This is a genomic window from Cupriavidus pauculus, from assembly GCF_002858765.1.
Taxonomy (GTDB): Bacteria; Pseudomonadota; Gammaproteobacteria; order Burkholderiales; family Burkholderiaceae; genus Cupriavidus; species Cupriavidus pauculus_B.
Genome location: NZ_PJRP01000017.1, coordinates 100,676 through 118,751, shown reverse-complemented (window position 1 = coordinate 118,751; position 18,076 = coordinate 100,676). Strand labels below are relative to the sequence as shown.

Below are 18,076 nucleotides of genomic sequence, written 5' to 3'. Positions count from 1 at the left end.
AGCGAGACGATGACCGGCGTCAGGCCGCCGAAAATCGCGTACGACACGTTGTACGAGAAGGACAGGCCCGAGAAACGCACCTGCGCCGGGAAGGCATGCACCAGCACATACGGCACGGCGCCGATCGTGCCGACGAAGAAGCCAGCCAGCGCGTACAGCGGCAGCAGCAGGTCAGGGCGCGTGCCGATGGTGGTGTACAGCAGGTAGGCCGTGGCCGCCAGCAGCGCCCCGCCGACGGTCAGCGTCAGGCGGGCGCCAATGCGGTCGGCCAGCACGCCAGCCACCACGCAGCCGATCGACAGGCACAGCGTGGCCGCGCTGTTGGCGACCAGCGCCGTGCGGGCGTCGAAGCCGAACAGCGTCTGCAGGTAGGTGGGCGTCAGCAGGATCACGACCACGATGCCGGCCGACAGCATCCACGTCAGCAGCACCGAGATCAGCACGGCGCCGCGATGATCGCGCACCACGGCCTTCAGCGGCATTTCGGCGGCCAGCGCCTTGCGCTGCTGCAGTTCGGCGAACACCGGCGTTTCGTGCAGCCAGCGGCGCAGGTACATCGAACCCACGCCGAAGATGCCGCCCAACACGAACGGTACGCGCCAGCCATGGGCCAGCAGTTCCTGCGGGTCGAAGATCGCGTTGATGCTGGTGGCCACCAGGGACCCCAGCAGGATGCCGGCCGTCAGGCCCGCCGTGAGCGTGCCGCAGGCATAGCCGATGTGACGCTTGGGCACGTGTTCGGACACGAATACCCAGGCACCTGGCACTTCGCCGCCGACAGCGGCGCCTTGCAGGATGCGCAGCACCAGCAGCAGCATCGGGGCCAGCAGGCCGATGGTCGCGTAGGTGGGCAGCAGGCCCATCAGCAGCGTCGGCACCGACATCAGCAAGATCGACAGCGTGAACATCTTCTTGCGGCCCAGCAGGTCGCCGAAGTGCGCCATGATGATGCCGCCCAGCGGGCGCGCCAGATATCCGGCCGCGAAAATGCCGAAGGTTTGCAGCAGCCGCAGCCAGTCCGGCACCGAAGCCGGGAAGAACAGCTGGCCAATAACCTTGGCGAAAAAGACAAAAATAATAAAATCGTAGAACTCAAGCGCGCCGCCCAGTGCAGCGAGGGCAAGCGTCTTGTAATCCTGGCCGGTCAGGGGGCGGGCGGCGTGGCCGCCTTGCGCGCCCAGTGCCCCGGCAGTACTGCTGGAGGTGGACATGAAAAGACTCGCATGGATACATTCACATGCGAAGCGCGCAACACGGATGACGTGGAGGGAGACGGCCGAAGGATGACGACACGAACTTGGCGAACCGGGGCCGGCGGGTAAGCAGGCGGGCACGACGGGACGCTTCGCAAAGGCGTAAAGATAGCAGCTTCAAATGCCGGCGGGCATTCCTTCCAGTCACACCTGATATGTCCTTGCATTCGCTCTTTCCGCAAGGACTATATTGCAACCTGCAATATTAGTTTTCCCTCGCCTCGGTGCCATATCGGAAAGCCAGTGAAGTCGTTAACCCTTGCACCAAAAGGGAACAACGCGTGTCGTCGCAACACCTTAGTTGTGAATAGGTATCGAAAAATGAAAGTTGCAGTTGTAGGTGCCGGTGCAGTTGGTTGTTTTTTTGGCGCAAGGCTGGCCGAAGCCGGGCAAGATGTTCTACTCGTTGGCAGAGATCCGCATATTTCCGCTATTAAAAATAGGGGCTTGCACTTCGAATCGGCCACAACGTTCAAAAGTGTTCCCCTAGGCGCCAGCACTGACATGCGAGACATTGTCGGGGCAGACGTTGTGTTGGTCTGCGTGAAGTCAATGGATTCCAAAAGCACCGCGAAGGAGATTCGCCCCTACCTTACGGACCAGACAATCGTCGTATCACTGCAAAATGGGATCGATAACGCTAACACGCTTGCGGAAGTTTTCAAGTCTCACGTCATCCCCGCTGCAGTATATGTGGCCTGTGAAATGGTAGGTGAAGGGCATCTCATGCATCATGGCCGTGGCGACCTGGCGATTGGAAGCGGGTCGAATAGTTCGATCGTTGCCAGCATGTTCTCGCAAGCCGCTGTTCCAACCGTGGTATATGCAAACGTCGATGGCCCGCTCTGGGACAAGCTAATCCTCAACTGCTCCTACAACGCCATTTCTGCAATAGTTGGGCTTCCGTATAAAAATATTCGCGGATTTCCTTCGGCCGATGAGGCGATGAAGAACGTTATCGCCGAGTGTCTTGCCGTTGCCAAGGCAGAAGGCATCAACATCGATTACGACCTAGAGAGTCAGTTGGAGAGGGTTCGACGGACAATACCGCCGGGTCAATACTCTTCGATGGCCCAGGATTTCGCACGAGGAAAGCCCAGCGAAATCGCGGCCTTGAACGGCGTCGTTGTGCAGCGTGGAAAAAAATCGGGCGTCCCGACTCCCGCAAATCAATTGCTGGTAGCCATCGTGCATTTGATTGAACGAAACCGTCGTCACCCCTCGGTACACACTACTTAAGGCACCACAAACTCCGCGCGCCTTGCTTGGGGCTCGCGAGGTCGTCGAGGCAACGGCGTCACAAGTGAAAGCACCGCCTCCTCGGTCGGGAGTCTACGTCGTCTCTTACGGTAGCCGTTGTTCATTTTCATCAACTTACGCATGGAGCGCCGACAACGAACTACTCTTCCGCAGCGATTTCTTCTGTCTTGCATTCCGCCGCCACGAACAACAGCATCCTTCGAAACGTAGAAATCTCGTCCGCCCGAAATCCGTTGAAGTGCTTTCGCAGGACGTCGCTGAATATCTTTGGCAACATTTTGGCCATCGCATGGCCTTTTTCGGTTAGTGAAAGATCTACTACGCGCCGATCAATGTCCCGACGATTTCTGACAACGAGCCCACGCTTCTCCATACGGTTCAGCAAGCGTGTCACCGACCCCGCATCGGTGTTCAAGTTGCGAGCGATATCACTTGCAGTAGTAGTATCGCCGCCATAAGCCAGCATCATCAGGCAACTCGCCTGTGTGTGCGTTAAGTGCAAAGAGCCAACCTCCTGCTCAATGCTCTGAAACAACGAGTTCTTGGCACGCGCCAGCAGATAAGCCAGACTGCTGCTAATGTCGAAGTGATCGGGATGAAAGGAATCGATGTGGACGGGCAGCGTCCGCACGTCGGGAGAATGAATGGACATCTTCGTGGTAGAGGCTTCGAGTGTTAATCCGATGATCGTCGCTTCTACCGCAGTGTGCTCGCGACTTGTAACACAGAATTAAACAGGGCATCAACAATAGGCAGTGTCTTGCGTGCGACGTGCTTTATAGCAACCATGCGCCGACGAAGATGGGGACTGTCGATTCTTATTTTCCTCAAACCGTGCTCGTTTAACAGCTTGTCCGGTAACCGCGACGGCAAAATACTATCGCCCACCCCCATAGACACAAGCTTAAGAATAGAATCCACCGACTCTGCCTCTGCGACATACAAGGGCTTGAGCCCGGCGCTTTCTACCATGCGGCGCAGCGCGAAGCCGCGTGGGAATCCGACCAGGCGCAGCATGCGCCCGCGCAAATCGATCCCCACCTCTGACGTTTTCGCCTCCGTCTTTCGCACCGTCACCAAGCACATGCTGTCTTCAAAAAGCGGATGCGATGATAGTGCGGCGGTATCCACCGCAGTGTCATAGACGATGCCGAGATCAGCCCTTCCTCCTTCAACAAGCATCACCACGTCCGAAGAACTCCGGGCGATCAAAGACAGGCTGACGTCGGGATATTTGGCCACGAAGCCAGCTACAGCATCGGGAAGAAAATAGTCATTTACGGTATGGACGAAGGCAATACGGAGGGTAGCGTGCCCCGCGCCGTGTTCGTACCGTATGGCCTCCAGCGCGTGATCAATTGCGCGATATGGCACTTCGATCGCCTGCTGCAATGCCACGCCGACGTCCGTCAACGTAACACCGCGCCCGTTCCGTATGAACAGCGGCTGCCCGATCTCGGCCTCAAGCGTGGCCAACTGCTTGCTAACCCCCGACTGTGTCTGACCAAGCTCGTGCGCGGCCCTAGACAACGACGTTAGGTCGGCAATCCGAAGAAAGGTGCGGAGGAGACGATCATGTGATTTCATAACGTGGACGCCAACCGAACAGTCGCGCTTCATCCTGCATCCGTTCACCGCCTAGCGTTCTCGGGCTCCTTGAGGCGGGGTTCAATGGGAACGCTCATCGTCCTGGCCACCCTTTGCCTCGCTCGACTTCAACTGACGTAAGGAGTCGGTTGTGTTTCCCAAGGCCGCTTTCTGGTTATTCTTTGTTCGCATTGCCGCGGAAGGAGCCTCTTCGTTGTGTGGCCGTTTTCCGGCCACACGAGCTCGTTCGATGACGGTCCAATCCGGTCCTGCAAAGGCAGAGATGGACAAACCAGCCAACGCAAGTGCGCAAATAGTTCTTTTGAGAGACATGATGTTCAGTAGGCGGGCGTAATGTTCAACGTAACAACTCGCGCTACCGGGTTTTGCACAAAGCTCTCCCTGCTACGCGTGAAGCATGAGTCATACAGGCTGTTGCTACAATGACCGGATGGCTAACGAGGACGTGAGTATAGAAACCAAAGGTATCGCCGGCTACGGAAGCACCTTCATACCTGCTATCTCCTCATGTCATGGTTTCGTCGTTCGCCTATAATCTGCGCCGACCATATTCCCACACAGAGTTTTCGCCTTAATCATCATATTACTTTGAATCGCAATATCACACGATAATCTATACGTATAAATAGCCGCCTCAATACGTATATCGAATTAATTCGGAAAATAGTCGTTGGCCGTTGTGTTGCCTGAAGAATCACCGCACGGGTCCGAACTATCCATGGGGCTCTCTACCCGTTCTGACCACCCATGGCGCGGCAAATGCTGAGAAGCGGACCCACCACCATTGTCGTGGCCGGCGCCTCTAGCGGCATCGACAGGCTCCGGCGGAGGTGTTTGCGTGCTGTGGTCCTGGTTTTGCGCCGATGGACTATCGGGGGGCGAGGCGCAGCGTATCAAGCTGGCCACCGAGTTGCAGCGCGCGCAGCGCGGCGCCACGCTGTACGTGCTCGACGAGCCACCAAATGGCTTGAATCCGGCCGATGTGCACCGCCTGCTCGCGCAGTTGCAGACGCTGGTGGACGCTGGCAACACCGTGGTTGTGGTCGAACACGATATGCGCGTGGTGGCGCAGGCCGAATGGGTCATCGACATCGGACCCCGGGAAATCCTTTGAGCATGGTAGTCTGCCGCGGAAATCGGGTGCACCCACCCCGTTGCGGGGCGTGATAATCGACAACTGCCCCATGCACCGGCGGTTGCGGTTAAGGTTCAATTGAAACCTGGGCGGTAGTCGCCCGGGACAGCGAGGTGAAGAATGATTGATGGTCTGATTGGTGGAAAGGTTTACGGAAAGTCCGCAGAGCGCCAAGGGCAAGGCGGCAAGGCCTATGTCACAACGAAGGTGCTCGCCCCCGCTGGCGACGGCGAATCGCTGTTCGTCAACGTCATTGCGTTTAGCGACGAAGTACGGGCAGCCCTGCTCGCGCTGGATGACGGAGATTCAGTTGCCCTGTCTGGCACGCTCACACCGAAGGTATGGACTGACAAGAACGGCGATACACGCCCAGCGCTGGACATGGTGGCCCATGCAGTGCTGACGCCCTACCACATCAACCGAAAGCGGGAAGCTGTCCAACAGCAGTCAGCACCGACTGGCGCAGAAGGCCTGGAGGACAGGTCTGTCTAAAGCAGCGGCGAATAGATAAACGGCGGGGAGTCAGCCCCGCGTTTTGGAATGCGAATCTGCCAGTCGATGATCGTCAAGAACGAGGCCGTCGTGATCAAGCGCTGTCTGCGCGCGGTGCGTCCGCATATCCACGCCTGTCGATTTCGGATACGGGATCGACAGGTCGCACGCAAAACACCATCCGAACCATGCTGGCGGACCTGCCGGGAGAGTTAGTCAAGCGGCCATGGGTCGATTTCTAGACCAACCGCAATGAACTTGGCATCCGCGCTGGCGTAGCACTGAAAAACTCAGCCCGAGACTGAAGTCTCGAACACGCGCCGATAATTGCCGCCGAGCATCTGCTCGGTTTCTGATTGCGAGAAGCCTGCCTTGAGCAAGGCGTTGCCCAGCGTCGGCAATTGCTCGTAACTTTGGAATACCGGTGGGGAAATAAAGCCGAGCATGTCCGTGCCGAGTCCCACGTGATCTACACCCACAATATCGGCCAAGCGTTTGAAGCCGTTGGCCATGTCCTGCAGATCGCGAAACGTACCGGCGTTCGGCCAGATGCCGATGACCCCGCCGCTAGACGCGACAACACGCGCATGATCGGGCGTGATCAGACGACTGCGCGTGCCTGGATGCGTGGCCAGCGCCGTATGCGACAGCACCAACGGCTTGGTCGTCACCGACGCAGCGCGCTTCACCAGATCGTACGTGCCGTGCGCCACATCGATGACGATGCCCAGCGTATTGCAACGGCGAATTACATCCGCACCGAAATCGGTCAAGCCGCCATGAACGGGCGTTTCCGTCTGGATGTCACCGACTTCGTTGACCCGATAGTGGGTCAGTTGCAACTGCCGCAACTGGTGCTGATGGAAGGCTTCATCAACGCGATCCAGCCGACCCTCAATAAAATCGGCACCTTCCGACGCGATGATGGCGCGTGGCGCAGCGACATCCGCAGACCGCAACGCGCTGCCCTGCGTGATAACGTCGAGCCCTTCATGCTGAACGAGTGCCTTCGCACGCTCGAATGCCTGCTGCGACATCCGGTACAACTCGCCAGGCTCCGGCTGACGCCACGCTTCGAAACGCTTGCGATCGGACGAGACACGCGTGACAGGCGTATCCATGACCACGGCAAAGCAGACCACGTTCATGCCGCCCGCCCGCATCTGCGCACCGACAGGCAGGAACGGACGGTTACCCCCCAGAGCCGGATCACGCGACATCGTCAACCGTCCCGCATGGCTATGCATGTCGATGGTCACGGCGCCGGCAGAGGCATGCCAAGGCGTGTCGCTTCCCATGCGCCCGGAGGTGCAAGCAGCAACTCCCGCCGCCGCACCCAATGCCAGAAACGCGCGACGGCTCATGAGCATCGATGATATCGGGCAAGCACTGGGGTTGTCGTTTTGCATGGGGCTGGACGCAAATCGGTTGAGCAAGAGGTATGGCTTCCTCCGGGAATATCGCCAAGGCCGAGATCAGCCGCTAGCGATCGTCTTCTGTGTCACGTCGATTAGCGCCTTGCAATTGCGCTTGCGCCAGATTGACCATCCGCAATGCCTCCGAAAAGACCGAATCAAGTCTCTTCCCGCTTTCGGTCGCGGACGCCGCTGCCTGGTCTGCCGAAATGCCTTCTGTCATCTGCAGCAGCATCCCCGGCCGCTGGGACTCCAGTCGCTGTAACAACATATGCAGAATATAGACACAGGCGCCGACTTGATCGTCCTTCGTGGAAGTCATGAATCGACATCATATGGTAGTTGAATCCTGAATCGTAACGCGGAACTCGCTTCCAAGTTTGTAAGGACAATGATTGGATAGAGTGGGTGGCAGTTGGCACGTGTCGCGGAGGGGGACGACTGAGGACGGCCAACGGGCGGTCGGGATAAACTCCGGCTTTCGCGCCTGAACGACCGAACGCCTCTCTCGCTATGCCTCGGACTACCGTCGAAATCGCTGATGACATCGCCGCCTTTTTACCCAAAGACGACAACTGGCTTCCCTTGGATTCGCTCGTTGCCGAACTCTGGCAGGCAGGGTATCCCGAGCAAGCAATACCCCAGCTTCTGAGCGTATTTGAGCGCTACCCAGAGGAAGACGGCTCCGGCGTGGCATGGACCGTTCTCCACGGACTTGAGTCGTTGCGAAACTATGAGCCGGAGCTACTTCGCTCCCTTGCTCGGCAGCCCAGCGAATTCGGCATTCTCATGGTTGGGCGGCTGATCAATGCAGGCATACGGGAGGTTGACGGCGTTTCGTTGAGCGATACGCTGCGAGAGTTGTCTGCAACAGCGAGGTCCCAGCGACTCCGCAAGACCGCAGCAAGCTTTGCATCCCGAGGCGACTGACTCGTCGTGCCATCGAAGCGGTTTCGGGGCACTGCCGCTGAGGGCTCAGTTCCGATCGAACTTCCGAGGTCGGCCAACAACAGTCGACGATATATGGACACTGGCTTCCGACGTCGACCCTTGGGCCACTGCCACGATGGCTGGGCCCTTATTTTCTCCGTGCGCCGTTCTCGTCACTGAGCGTGGCGCCTCCGAAAGGCGTTTCGTCATACAAGTCGGTAGCGAGTTCCGAGCGTCCCAAGTTTCCCCGCCACGCGCCGGCCAATAAACGGGATAGCGCAACCGCCAGGTAATCGTGCCTTGAAGGCATTATCATGGTGCACCCTGCCTTTCTCACCTGGAACCCTTGCGATGCAAATACTAGTTGACGCCGATGCCTGCCCCGTTGTCGTCAAGGACATGTTGTATCGGGCCGCGCAGCGCGTCAGCGTATGCGTGACACTTGTGGCGAACCAATACCTCCGTACGCCGCCCTCCCGTCACATCAAACTCGTGCAGGTGCCAGCGGGATTTGACAGCGCCGATGACCGTATCGTGGAGTTGGCCAACGCCGGTGACCTCGTGATTACCGCCGACATCCCGCTGGCCTCTGCTGCCTTGGCGAAGGGGGCCCAAGTGCTGGATCCCCGAGGGAACTGGTTCAGCCTAGAAAATATCCAGGAGCGCCTGACGATGCGTGAGGTCATGGACCAACTACGGGCCTGTGGCATTGACACCGGAGGGCCTGCGCCGTATGGGCCACAAGACAGCAAGGCCTTTGCTGCTCGGTTGGACCAATTTCTGGTGCGCCATGCCACGCCAAAGGCCGCGCCCTGACACTTACCCAATGGCTTATTGAGACACGACTTCCCGAAACGCGCCGATCAGCCGTCCCGCGACGGTCGCTGCGATTCCAACAAGCTGTTGCATCGACCGCTTGAACTCGCAGACCATGAAAAGACGTTTGACCCCTCGCGTGCGCCGCCATAGAGAAGGCCGGCACGCCCATCGCGTCGCCGGCCCCATCTCGTTTTACTTAACTGCCGATCAAGCCGCCGGACATAGCTTCGCATCCACCGTGCGCAGCAGCGGGCGTCCCGAAGCCTTGCCGGTCGTTGCGCCGTTCTCCACCGTCGGCTGGCCGTTGACTAACGTCATTACCACGCCCACCGACAACTGCGCCGGTGAGGTGTAGGTGGCCATGGCCTTGTACTTCGCCGGGTCGAGCACTACCACATCGGCAAAGTAATCCGCCTTCAACCGCCCACGCCCTGTCAGCCCCAGCGTGTCGGCGGTGAGCGCCGAACTGCTGTGGACGAACTGGGCTAGCGTGATGGTCTTCTGCCTGACCACATACTCGGCGTACTTCTGCGCAAACGATCCATAGGCGCGCGGATGGCCGGTCGAGGAATCCGATGAGGTGATGACCCACGGTTGCACCATGAAGGTCCGCACGTCAGCGTCGCTCTGGTTGAAGTTGGCCACCAACATTTCTGAGCCGCGCAGGACCGTCATCACCGCGTCCACCGGCGCCACGCCAGCGGTCGTTGCCACATCCGCCAGCGTCTTGCCGACGTACGCCGGATTGCCCGCCGCGAACAGCAGGGCCGCCGCACCGCCGCGCACGCGGATATTCTCCGCGATATCGGTCTTGAGCTGGGTCAGCACGGTTGCATCGTTGAAGCGGGCGAGCATCGCGGTGCGTCCACCGGCCAGCGCCCAGAATGGGATCACGGCCGCTGAGAAATACGTGCTTGACGCGAGCCACGGGTACTGGTCTGCCGTGATCTTGCGGCCCTTGGCCTGCTCGGCCTGGATCAGCTTGATGATATCCGGCGCCTGCCCCTGAACGTCCACGCCCAGCGCCTTGATATGCGAGATGTTGACAGGCATGCCGGCCTCGGCGCCGATGCGCAGCGCTTCGGCCACGGCCGCCTTCAGGCCGATGTTGCTGGAGCCTTCATCGCGCATGTGGGTGTCGTACAGCCCACCGAACCGTGCGGCCACCTTCGCCACCTCAATCACCTCTTCGGTCGTCGAGAAGTTCTGCGGCGTGTAGTAGAGCCCCGCCGACAAGCCCAGCGCGCCTTGGCACATCGCATCGGCCACGTGTCCCTTCATGATCTCGAGCTGCGCTGCCGTGGGCGCCACGTTATCATCGGCCAACTGGCTTTGCCGCACTGGGCCGAATCCCACATACATCGCGATGTTGGTGCCCGGCGGCGCCGCACGCAGCTTGGCGGCCTGCGCGGCAATATCGTAGCCGCCGTAGCCATCGTTGCCGATCACCGCAGTGGTCACGCCCTGCGTGGTGAACGGCGCGTTGAGGCGCTTGGCGGCGTCGGTGGAGAACACATCGGTGTCTACGTGCGAGTGGGCGTCGATAAACCCTGGCGCCACCACCATCCCCTGCGCGCTGACCGTGCGCGCCGCCACCACCTTCCGTTGCGTCGTCCCCACGAACGCAATGCGGTCGCCCACGATGCCCACATCACCCACCACAGGCTGGTCCGAATCGCCGTCATAGATCATCCCGCCCTGGATCAGCAGTTCAACAGCCAACGGCTCCGCTGCGGGCGCGGTCGTCGCGACCGCATCGGATTCGCTTCCTCCACAACCCCCGAAAATCACGATTGCCGCGACTGCCGACGTCGCTGCCAACTTTCCCTTCTTGTTCTTCATCTAGCTCCCCTGTGTCGATCAAGTTGAATGACTGCGGTGCCGTGGGTAAATCACCGAATTCGCAAGAAATGCGGTGCGGCGCGAGGATTCTAGGTTTCGGACAAAGTTGTCTGCAAATAGCAGGAAGTCGAAAGGTATGCCATCGCGACATGGGACGGCGTCATCCCGGTGCAACACCCTGCCGGCATGGCACTGCAAGCCGGGAAAAGCTGCACCAACACGATGATTCCGGCCGCTGCGTACTGCAAGGCAGCGCAATGGACCCGTGTTAAAGCACGGTAGAGCAATTGCTCTAGTGCTTGAGCGTCTATGGCACTGAACGTGGTCCAGGCGTGCGAGAAACACTGGCAGCCGCGGTAGAAGTGAACCAGCCCGCGAATATGGTTGCTGACCATCGTGGTGGAAATGTCCAATTGGTCGGCGGCCGTGGTGAACTTCACACAACCGACCAGGCGGACGCGTAGACCGTCATGCGGTTCATCAGATCCACGGCGACGGCTTGTTTGGGCGTCCTATGAGGCGAACGTTCCTCGCGAATGACAATGGAACGATAATGGATACCTTTGCGGTCTCGCCTTTAAACCTCATGACGTCCCTGGATCTACAACTCTTGCTGACCGCCCTCGTCAGCGTGCTCGCGCTCGTCGCCCTAATCGTGTCGCGGATTAGAATGCATCCGCTATTGGCGCTCCTCATCGTTTCCGTTGGCGTTGGTTTCGCGACTGGCATGGCCCCGGAAAGCATCGTCAAGCATCTGGTCGATGGTGCAGGCAAAACGCTCGGCGCGGTCGGTGTCGTGATTGCGCTCGGTGCGATGCTCGGCAAGATCCTTGCCGATGCGGGGACCACCGAGCAGATTGCCGATGCGATTCTGAAGCGTGCCTCCGATCGGATGATCCCGTGGGCGATGACGCTGGTTGCCTTTGTGGTCGGGATTCCGATGTTCTTCGAAGTCGGACTAGTGGTGATGCTGCCGTTGATCTTCAGTGTTGCCCGCAAACTCGAGGACAAGGGCCGCTTCAAGGGTTCGGCCTATGTCTATGTGGGCGTCCCGGTCATTTCCGCGCTGGCCGCGATGCATGGCATGGTACCGCCCCACCCGGGTCCGCTAACAGCGATCGCCAGTCTGAAGACGTCCGTGGGCCCCACGATGCTGTACGGCTTTCTCGCGGCGATTCCCGCAATGATTCTTGGCGGCCCACTCTACGGCGCCTTCATGTCACCCCGCATGAGCACGCGGCCCGATCAAGCCCTGCTGGACCAGTTCACCCTCGCGGAGCAACCCGAGGCCGGCCGGCAGCCTGGCGTCGCGACCGGCGTGCTGGCAGCATTGCTGCCCGCGATCCTGATGCTTGTGCATGCCATTGCCGAGACGTTGCTGCCCAAGGGAAGTGCCGCGCTGCACGTGGCAAGTTTTCTCGGCAACCCGTTGATCGCCATGTTGTTGGGCGTGCTGTTCGCGATCGTGGCGCTGGTGATTTCCCGAGGCGGTGATGCGGAGAAACTGCGGAGCGCGCTGGGCAACAGCCTCAAGCCCATTGCCTCGATCATCATGATCATCGCAGGCGGCGGCGCGTTCCAGCAAATGCTCACCAGCGCCAAGGTGGGTGATGCCATCGTGCATCTGACGCAGCAGCTCGCATTTCCGCCACTGGTCCTAGGCTGGCTGATCGCGATGCTGCTATCGGTCTCGACCGGGTCGGCCACCGTGGGCATCGTCGGCGCGGCGGGCCTGCTGGCGCCGCTGGCTGGCAGCGATCCGAACCTCAACCTGCCGTTGCTGGCATTGTCGATCGGCTGCGGATCGCTGTTCTTCAACTACGCCAATCACGCGGGGTTCTGGATGGTCAAGGAATCGTTCGGCATGACCATGAGCGAAGCGACCAAGACCATCTCGGTGGTCCAGTCAATCGTTGCGGTCGTAGGATTGATTATGGTACTGATATTCAATGCGATGATTCCCGTGCATTGAAAGACGTGCGGCGGTTCGGACCGCCGCACGTGGCCCCGGGATTGCCTTGGTGGGCCGCGCTTCGGCAACGCGCTGGTCGCGCGCAATATTGCCACTGCGGGGGGAGCGTCCATTTACGCGCAGAATGTCCAACTGGCCAACAGCACAGTCACCGCGAACCGGAGTGAGGGATTGCGCATTGAGGCGGGAGGGACGAGCGGCGCGCGCATGGCGAACGTGATTCTCTCGGGCAATGCGAAGAACTGCGCTGGCATGTTCGCAAAGCTGGGGCTGGACGGCGCGAACGTTCAATACCCGGACGGGAGTTGTGGCGCGGCAATCTCCATTGCTGATCCGGCGCTCGACTCGCGCTTCGCGCCGGCGATCTTCAGCGCGGCGCGCAATGCGGGTACGGTGCGTTTCGAAGGCGGGTCTCGGCCATGAGCGGACGTTTACGGTGGCGGTCCAAATGAGCGAAAGCAACGAGCGTCCGCAAGCGGGTCCTCCCAACCGCCCATACCTCGCCCCTCGTTCGAGGGGTTCAGCCCCAGTGGCTTTCTGCCGTTTTACGCGGGATTACGTCTGATATTCACCAACGTCGCATTGGCTGACGATGGGCTCCTCCATCGCTGACAAAGTTCTTGGTGCGACGGATACCTATGCCTCTCCGACGGCGAGGGCAGGGTAAAGGCCCCTCCTTGATTGAAGGATGGCCTGAATCGCCAAGGTTATATAGGTTTCGACCCAAACTAAGCAAAAACCTATAGGGGTCGGGATTGAATCTATACGCCATCCGTGCGTGGTGGGTAGCAGCAGGTGAGGCGGCGGACACGGCAGCGACAACCCCAAGCATAGGCGCGCCCAACCGGACCCATTGCACAACTCCCAATCCACATCGAACCGCTGACCATGATCATACCCACGACGTCTTCCCTGCGCCCCCTGGCTGCCACGATCCTCTCACTGCTCCTCGCCGCCTGTGGTGGCAATGATTCAGGCGCGCCGGAAACTGGGACTCCCGCAGTCGTGGCCAGCTATACCATCGGCGGCACGGTGACCGGCCTGCCCGCCTCCGAAAAGCTGACGCTGCTGAACAACGGCGCCGATTCCCTGACGCTGGGCGCCCCGGGGCCCTTCACCTTTGTCATGCCGGTCGCGCCCAGCAACGCGTATGTGGTCACGGTCGGCACACAACCGCTGTGGCAATACTGCACGGTGGCCAATGGCACCGGTACCGCCACGGCAAATGTGTCGAATGTGGGCGTTGCCTGCACGACCGCCAACGCGAAGGTCTCGACCTTGGCCGGCTCCGGGTCGTCCGGCGCGGCCAACGGCATCGGTGCCGCCGCCTCGTTTTACTTCCCGTTCGGCGTGGCGGTCGACGCCAGCGGCAACGTCTACGTGGCCGATCAAGGCAACAACTTGATCCGTAAAATCACGCCGACAGGGGTGGTAAGCACCTTGGCCGGCTCCGGGTCGTCCGGCTCGGCCGACGGCACCGGTGCCGCCGCCTCGTTCAGCTACCCGTACGGCGTGGCGGTCGACGCCAGCGGCACCGTCTACGTGGCCGACACATTCAATCACGAGATCCGCAAAATCACGTCAACCGGTGTGGTGAGCACCTTGGCCGGCTCCGGGTCGTCCGGCTCGGCCGACGGCACCGGCACCGCCGCCTCGTTCAGCACCCCGTTCGGCGTGGCGGTCGACGCCAGCGGTAACGTCTACGTGGCAGATCAAGGCAACCAATTGATCCGCAAGATCACGCCGACGGGGGTGGTGAGCACCTTGGCCGGCTCCGGGTCGCTCGGCTCGACCGACGGCATCGGCACCGCCGCCTCGTTCAACGCCCCGTCCGGCATCGCGGTCGACGCCAGCGGCAACGTCTACGTCGTCGATCAAGGCAGCCATGCGATCCGCAAGATCACGCCGACCGGGGTGGTGAGCACCTTGGCCGGCTCCGGTTCGTCCGGCTCGGCCGACGGCATCGGCACCGCCGCCTCGTTCAGCTCCCCGTTCGGCGTAGCGGTCGACGCCAGCGCCAACGTCTACGTCGCCGATCAAGGCAGCCATGCGATCCGAAAAATCACGCCGGCGGGGGTGGTGAGCACCTTGGCCGGCTCCGGGTCGGGCGGGGCAGCCGACGGCATTGGCACCGCCGCATCGTTCAACCTCCCGCTCGGCGTGGCGGTCGATGCCAGCGGCAACGTCTACGTGGCCGATACACGCAACCACGAGATCCGCAAGATCACGCCGGTTGTACCGTAGGCACGCCAGCGCAAGACGGGGCCTGCCAGGGCCCCGCCCCTAGCGGGCAGCCAGGTTGGTTGAGGAGATTCACCGTCACCGCCCACTGAACCGTGCCTGGCGGCGTTCGATGAAATGGGCCACACCTTCGGTGAAATCCTCGCTCTGGATACTCTCAAACATCTCGGCATTGGCCATTTGCGTGGCGTCGGCCAGCGTCTGGAACGGCTGCTCCCAGAGTTGGCGCTTCATGACACGAATCGAGCGCGGCGAGACATTCTCCGCCAGGTCGGCCGCGTATTCCAGCGTGTAGGCCATGAGATCGTCGGGCTCGCATACGCGGTCCACCAGCCGCATTTGCAGCGCCTCGTCGGCCAGCACCTTGCGCGCGGAGTAGAGCAGATCGGCCGCATGCCCTGGGCCCACCACGCGTGGCAGCAGCCATGAGATACCATGCTCCGCAATCAGGCCGCGTCGCGCGAAAGCGGTGCTAAAAGCGGCCTTGCTGCTGGCAAAGCGCATGTCGCTGTACAGCGCAAAGACGAGTCCTAGACCTGCTGCCGCGCCATTGATGGCTGAGATCACGGGCTTGCGCATTGCGGGAAAGTAGCCGTAGCGGGTCTGATAGTCGGCCCGGCGGTTCATGTCGTAAGGGCGCATCCACTGGGCCGCCCGGATGTCGCCTGGCGGCAGAATTTCAAGCTCGTTGATGTCCATGCCCGCACAGAAGCCCTTGCCGGCGCCGGTCAGCACCACCACGCGGATGGTGTCGTCGCGGTCAGCGGCTTCCATCGCCTCGCGCAGTTCGGCTTCCATGACCTTAGTCAGAGCGTTGAGTTTGTCCGGGCGGTTCATCGTCACGATAACAACGTGCGGATTGCGCTCCGACCGGGTCACTGAAATTTCTCGGTACATACTGAATATCCTGAAGATCAATCGGATGAGCGCGGCAGTTGGACAGCACGTGGCTCCAGGAACTCTTCGAGTCCGTAGATGCCCCCTTCGCGACCCACGCCAGACATGCCAAAGCCACCAAACGGTGCCGCCGCATTAAACCGGGCGCCATTGACATCGACTTGTCCGGCGCGCAGCGCATTGGCCACGACCTCCCCGCCGAATTCGTCGGCGGCCCAAACCGCAGCAGCCAATCCATAGCGGGTGCCATTGGCCAGCGCGATGGCCTCCTCCACCGCGTCGTAACAGAGCACCGCCAGCACGGGGCCAAAGACTTCTTCGTTGGCGAGCCGGCTTTCTGCCGACACATTGCCGTAAACCGTAGGCGCAACGAAGTAGCCGCGTGCAGGCACCACCGCGTCCAGGCCGCCCGCGATGCGGTCGAAGCCGGCCTGCTCGGCATCAGCGATGTGGGACAGCACGCGTTCGCGTTGCAATGCCGACAGCAGCGGCCCGATGCGTGTTGATGCATCGGCCGGATCGCCCATCGGCATTGCCGCCACAGCCTCGGCGACAAGCTCGCGGCATTTCGGGTAGTCTTCCCGCGACACGATCAGCCGTGTGATGGCGCTACACGTCTGTCCGGAGTTAAGAAAGCAGGAGGCCACCGTGGCCTTGACCGCACGACTCAGATCCGCGCCAGGCAGCACCACTGCAGCCGATTTCCCGCCCAATTCCATCGACACCCGTTTCATTTCGCCCGCCGCCAGTGCCGCCACCTTGCGCCCCACTGCCGTCGAGCCGGTAAACGACACCATCTGTACATCGGGATGAGTCACCAGTGAGTGACCCACCTCAGCATCGCCTTGCACGATATTGACCACACCCGGCGGCAGGCCCGCCTGTTCGCAGGCTGCCATCAAGCAAGCCGACGCGGCGGGTGCCAGCTCCGATGGCTTCAGCACGACGGTGCAGCCGGCCAGCAACGCTGGCGCCAGCTTGCCCGTGATCTGGTGCAGCGGATAGTTCCACGGCGTGATCGCCGCGACCACACCTACCGGCACCATCGTTACCCGCGAATTACCCATCTCTCTGACAAACGTAAAGGTGTCCGCGAGCGCGGCTGTCGCCCGCCATGCAGCAACCGGCGCATCCACCTGGATGCGTTGCGACAACTTCAGCGGCATGCCGACTTCGCGCGAGATGTCTCGCGCAAGCGCCTGGCCCATGCTCTCCAGCGCGTCGGCCAGTGCGTACAGCATTGACGCCCGAGCCTGGGTGCCAATCCGCTGCCACGCCGGCAAAGCCTGCCGGGCGGCCGCCACGGCATCGTCGACATCACCTGCGCTACCCAGATGGACTTCGCCCAGCGGCGCTTCGGTCGCGGCATCGTGAATCCGCACCATGCGTCCGTTGCCGACCTGACATCGTGCGCCGTTAATGAAGTGTTCGTTCCACTGGATCATTGCGACTCCCTTGCATTCCGTTTGCTGAGAAATTCGGCCATCACGCGCTGCGGCTCGCCATCGGCATAGCATTCGAGCTGCGCGCGGATACCCGCCACGCATGCGTCGTCGAAGCCCGGTTGCGTCATCGCGCGCAAGCGCTGCTTGGACAGGCGTACCGATGTAGGCGGCAAGGCCGCGAGCGTGCGGGCGCGCGTCAGCGCCGCCTCCGGCAGCTCCGCCTCCGTATGCAAGCCGCTCACCAAGCCAATCTCGTAGGCGCGCTGCCCCGAGATCAGTTCGCCCGACAGCGACATTTGCACGTTGTGGGTATGCCCCACGTGCAGCGTCATCAGGTAGGAGCCGACGATGCTGGCAAGCCCCGCCTTGACCTCAGGCTGGCCCCAGCGACTTGCCGGCGTGGTCAGGCGCCAATCGGCGCACAGCGCGAGCTGGAAGCCCGCCCCGGCTGCCACGCCACGTACCACCGCCACGCAGGGCTTGTCGAGATCGCGCACGGCCTGGTACATGGCGCGCTGACGGTTCAGCCAGGGGACGATCTGCTGCCAGGTCACCGCCGCCGCCTCGTCGAGATCCTGGCCCGCACAGAAGGCGCGGTCGCCCGCCCCGGCCAGCACCACCGCGCGCACGGCGGGGTCGGCGTTGAGCCGGGCCAGCGTATCGATCAGCATGCCGCGCAGCGCATCGTTGACGGCGTTCATCCGCTCAGGACGATTCAGCGTGACGATGGCCACGCTGCCATCGCATTCCACAAGCACGGGTTCCAT

Annotated in this window: 17 protein-coding genes and 1 pseudogene; 8 read left to right on the top strand and 10 right to left on the bottom strand. The window is 61.2% G+C overall.

The features are described 5' to 3' along the window. Positions 1-1,211, bottom strand: a 1,211-nt coding sequence (locus tag CYJ10_RS27035) for an MFS transporter (protein ID WP_101684578.1), incomplete at its 3' end; no start/stop codon positions are given. Positions 1,212-1,574: 363 nt separating this feature from the next. Here CYJ10_RS27035 and CYJ10_RS27030 point away from each other — a divergent pair. Continuing rightward, the gene (locus CYJ10_RS27030) at positions 1,575-2,492 is read left to right on the top strand and encodes a ketopantoate reductase family protein (protein WP_101684513.1); all 918 of its coding nucleotides are present in this window, start codon (positions 1,575-1,577) and stop codon (positions 2,490-2,492) included. Positions 2,493-2,652: 160 nt separating this feature from the next. Here the strand turns inward: CYJ10_RS27030 and CYJ10_RS27025 are convergent, their stop codons facing one another. Both CYJ10_RS27025 and CYJ10_RS27020 read right to left on the bottom strand, forming a co-directional pair. Further along, positions 2,653-3,165, bottom strand: coding sequence for a MarR family winged helix-turn-helix transcriptional regulator (locus CYJ10_RS27025; RefSeq protein ID WP_101684512.1), 513 nt, complete (start codon positions 3,163-3,165; stop codon positions 2,653-2,655). Between the two features lie 44 nt (positions 3,166-3,209). Further along, entirely contained in the window at positions 3,210-4,100 is an 891-nt protein-coding gene (locus CYJ10_RS27020) for a LysR family transcriptional regulator (RefSeq protein WP_101684577.1), read from the bottom strand. Positions 4,101-4,980: 880 nt separating this feature from the next. Between CYJ10_RS27020 and CYJ10_RS27015 the strand changes: the two are divergent. Next, a pseudogene (locus CYJ10_RS27015) lies at positions 4,981-5,220 on the top strand (ATP-binding cassette domain-containing protein); the annotation flags it as partial. Between the two features lie 156 nt (positions 5,221-5,376). Then, entirely contained in the window at positions 5,377-5,748 is a 372-nt protein-coding gene (locus CYJ10_RS27010) for a single-stranded DNA-binding protein (RefSeq protein ID WP_101684511.1), read from the top strand. Between the two features lie 290 nt (positions 5,749-6,038). On the opposite strand, the gene CYJ10_RS27000 is transcribed toward CYJ10_RS27010, so the two are convergent. Beyond that, a complete protein-coding gene (locus CYJ10_RS27000) occupies positions 6,039-7,157 on the bottom strand; it encodes a dipeptidase (protein WP_257993562.1) in 1,119 nt (372 codons plus the stop codon). A gap of 73 nt (positions 7,158-7,230) precedes the next feature. Next, the gene (locus tag CYJ10_RS26995) at positions 7,231-7,485 is read right to left on the bottom strand and encodes a hypothetical protein (protein ID WP_101684510.1); all 255 of its coding nucleotides are present in this window, start codon (positions 7,483-7,485) and stop codon (positions 7,231-7,233) included. Positions 7,486-7,676: 191 nt separating this feature from the next. On the opposite strand from CYJ10_RS26995, the gene CYJ10_RS26990 reads away from it, so the two are divergent. Together CYJ10_RS26990 and CYJ10_RS26985 are read left to right on the top strand one after the other, a co-directional pair. Next, the gene (locus tag CYJ10_RS26990) at positions 7,677-8,093 is read left to right on the top strand and encodes a hypothetical protein (protein WP_101684509.1); all 417 of its coding nucleotides are present in this window, start codon (positions 7,677-7,679) and stop codon (positions 8,091-8,093) included. 351 nt (positions 8,094-8,444) lie between these two features. Next, positions 8,445-8,909: a YaiI/YqxD family protein gene (locus CYJ10_RS26985; protein WP_101684508.1), complete on the top strand. Its 465-nt coding sequence runs from the start codon at positions 8,445-8,447 to the stop codon at positions 8,907-8,909. Positions 8,910-9,119: 210 nt separating this feature from the next. Here the strand turns inward: CYJ10_RS26985 and CYJ10_RS26980 are convergent, their stop codons facing one another. Beyond that, positions 9,120-10,634 (bottom strand): N-acyl-D-amino-acid deacylase family protein, encoded by a 1,515-nt coding sequence (locus tag CYJ10_RS26980; RefSeq protein WP_257993561.1) that lies wholly within the window; start codon positions 10,632-10,634, stop codon positions 9,120-9,122. Positions 10,635-10,843: 209 nt separating this feature from the next. After that, entirely contained in the window at positions 10,844-11,194 is a 351-nt protein-coding gene (locus CYJ10_RS26975) for a hypothetical protein (RefSeq protein ID WP_101684506.1), read from the bottom strand. A gap of 146 nt (positions 11,195-11,340) precedes the next feature. Between CYJ10_RS26975 and CYJ10_RS26970 the strand changes: the two genes are divergently transcribed. The 3 genes from CYJ10_RS26970 (at position 11,341) to CYJ10_RS26960 (ending at position 14,970) form a co-directional block, all read left to right on the top strand. Continuing rightward, positions 11,341-12,726 carry a GntP family permease gene (locus tag CYJ10_RS26970; protein WP_101684505.1) on the top strand — a complete coding sequence of 462 codons (1,386 nt, stop codon included), beginning with the start codon at positions 11,341-11,343 and terminating at the stop codon, positions 12,724-12,726. A 207-nt stretch (positions 12,727-12,933) separates the two neighbouring features. Further along, complete coding sequence (locus tag CYJ10_RS26965; RefSeq protein WP_146002128.1) at positions 12,934-13,149, top strand: hypothetical protein; 216 nt, start codon at positions 12,934-12,936, stop codon at positions 13,147-13,149. A gap of 582 nt (positions 13,150-13,731) precedes the next feature. After that, the gene (locus CYJ10_RS26960) at positions 13,732-14,970 is read left to right on the top strand and encodes an NHL repeat-containing protein (protein WP_219621531.1); all 1,239 of its coding nucleotides are present in this window, start codon (positions 13,732-13,734) and stop codon (positions 14,968-14,970) included. 75 nt (positions 14,971-15,045) lie between these two features. Here CYJ10_RS26960 and CYJ10_RS26955 read toward each other — a convergent pair whose 3' ends face one another. From CYJ10_RS26955 to CYJ10_RS26945, 3 genes are read right to left on the bottom strand one after another with little or no spacing between them, the layout of a single operon-like run. Further along, positions 15,046-15,864, bottom strand: a complete 819-nt coding sequence (locus CYJ10_RS26955) for an enoyl-CoA hydratase (RefSeq protein WP_101684503.1) — start codon at positions 15,862-15,864, stop codon at positions 15,046-15,048. 17 nt (positions 15,865-15,881) lie between these two features. After that, a complete protein-coding gene (locus tag CYJ10_RS26950) occupies positions 15,882-17,309 on the bottom strand; it encodes an aldehyde dehydrogenase family protein (protein WP_101684502.1) in 1,428 nt (475 codons plus the stop codon). After that, positions 17,306-18,076, bottom strand: coding sequence for an enoyl-CoA hydratase/isomerase family protein (locus tag CYJ10_RS26945; protein ID WP_101684501.1), 771 nt, complete (start codon positions 18,074-18,076; stop codon positions 17,306-17,308). The genes CYJ10_RS26950 and CYJ10_RS26945 overlap by 4 nt, the downstream gene beginning before the upstream one ends.

What these genes read in the sequence shown, in the direction of transcription:
- CYJ10_RS27030 (WP_101684513.1), top strand. Translation starts at nt 1,575, where the DNA reads ATGAAAGTTGCAGTTGTAGGTGCCGGTGCAGTTGGTTGTTTTTTTGGC.
- CYJ10_RS27025 (WP_101684512.1), bottom strand. Translation starts at nt 3,165, where the DNA reads ATGTCCATTCATTCTCCCGACGTGCGGACGCTGCCCGTCCACATCGAT.
- CYJ10_RS27020 (WP_101684577.1), bottom strand. Translation starts at nt 4,100, where the DNA reads ATGAAATCACATGATCGTCTCCTCCGCACCTTTCTTCGGATTGCCGAC.
- CYJ10_RS27010 (WP_101684511.1), top strand. Translation starts at nt 5,377, where the DNA reads ATGATTGATGGTCTGATTGGTGGAAAGGTTTACGGAAAGTCCGCAGAG.
- CYJ10_RS27000 (WP_257993562.1), bottom strand. Translation starts at nt 7,157, where the DNA reads ATGCAAAACGACAACCCCAGTGCTTGCCCGATATCATCGATGCTCATG.
- CYJ10_RS26995 (WP_101684510.1), bottom strand. Translation starts at nt 7,485, where the DNA reads ATGACTTCCACGAAGGACGATCAAGTCGGCGCCTGTGTCTATATTCTG.
- CYJ10_RS26990 (WP_101684509.1), top strand. Translation starts at nt 7,677, where the DNA reads ATGCCTCGGACTACCGTCGAAATCGCTGATGACATCGCCGCCTTTTTA.
- CYJ10_RS26985 (WP_101684508.1), top strand. Translation starts at nt 8,445, where the DNA reads ATGCAAATACTAGTTGACGCCGATGCCTGCCCCGTTGTCGTCAAGGAC.
- CYJ10_RS26970 (WP_101684505.1), top strand. Translation starts at nt 11,341, where the DNA reads ATGACGTCCCTGGATCTACAACTCTTGCTGACCGCCCTCGTCAGCGTG.
- CYJ10_RS26965 (WP_146002128.1), top strand. Translation starts at nt 12,934, where the DNA reads ATGGCGAACGTGATTCTCTCGGGCAATGCGAAGAACTGCGCTGGCATG.
- CYJ10_RS26955 (WP_101684503.1), bottom strand. Translation starts at nt 15,864, where the DNA reads ATGTACCGAGAAATTTCAGTGACCCGGTCGGAGCGCAATCCGCACGTT.
- CYJ10_RS26950 (WP_101684502.1), bottom strand. Translation starts at nt 17,309, where the DNA reads ATGATCCAGTGGAACGAACACTTCATTAACGGCGCACGATGTCAGGTC.
- CYJ10_RS26945 (WP_101684501.1), bottom strand. Translation starts at nt 18,076, where the DNA reads ATGGAACCCGTGCTTGTGGAATGCGATGGCAGCGTGGCCATCGTCACG.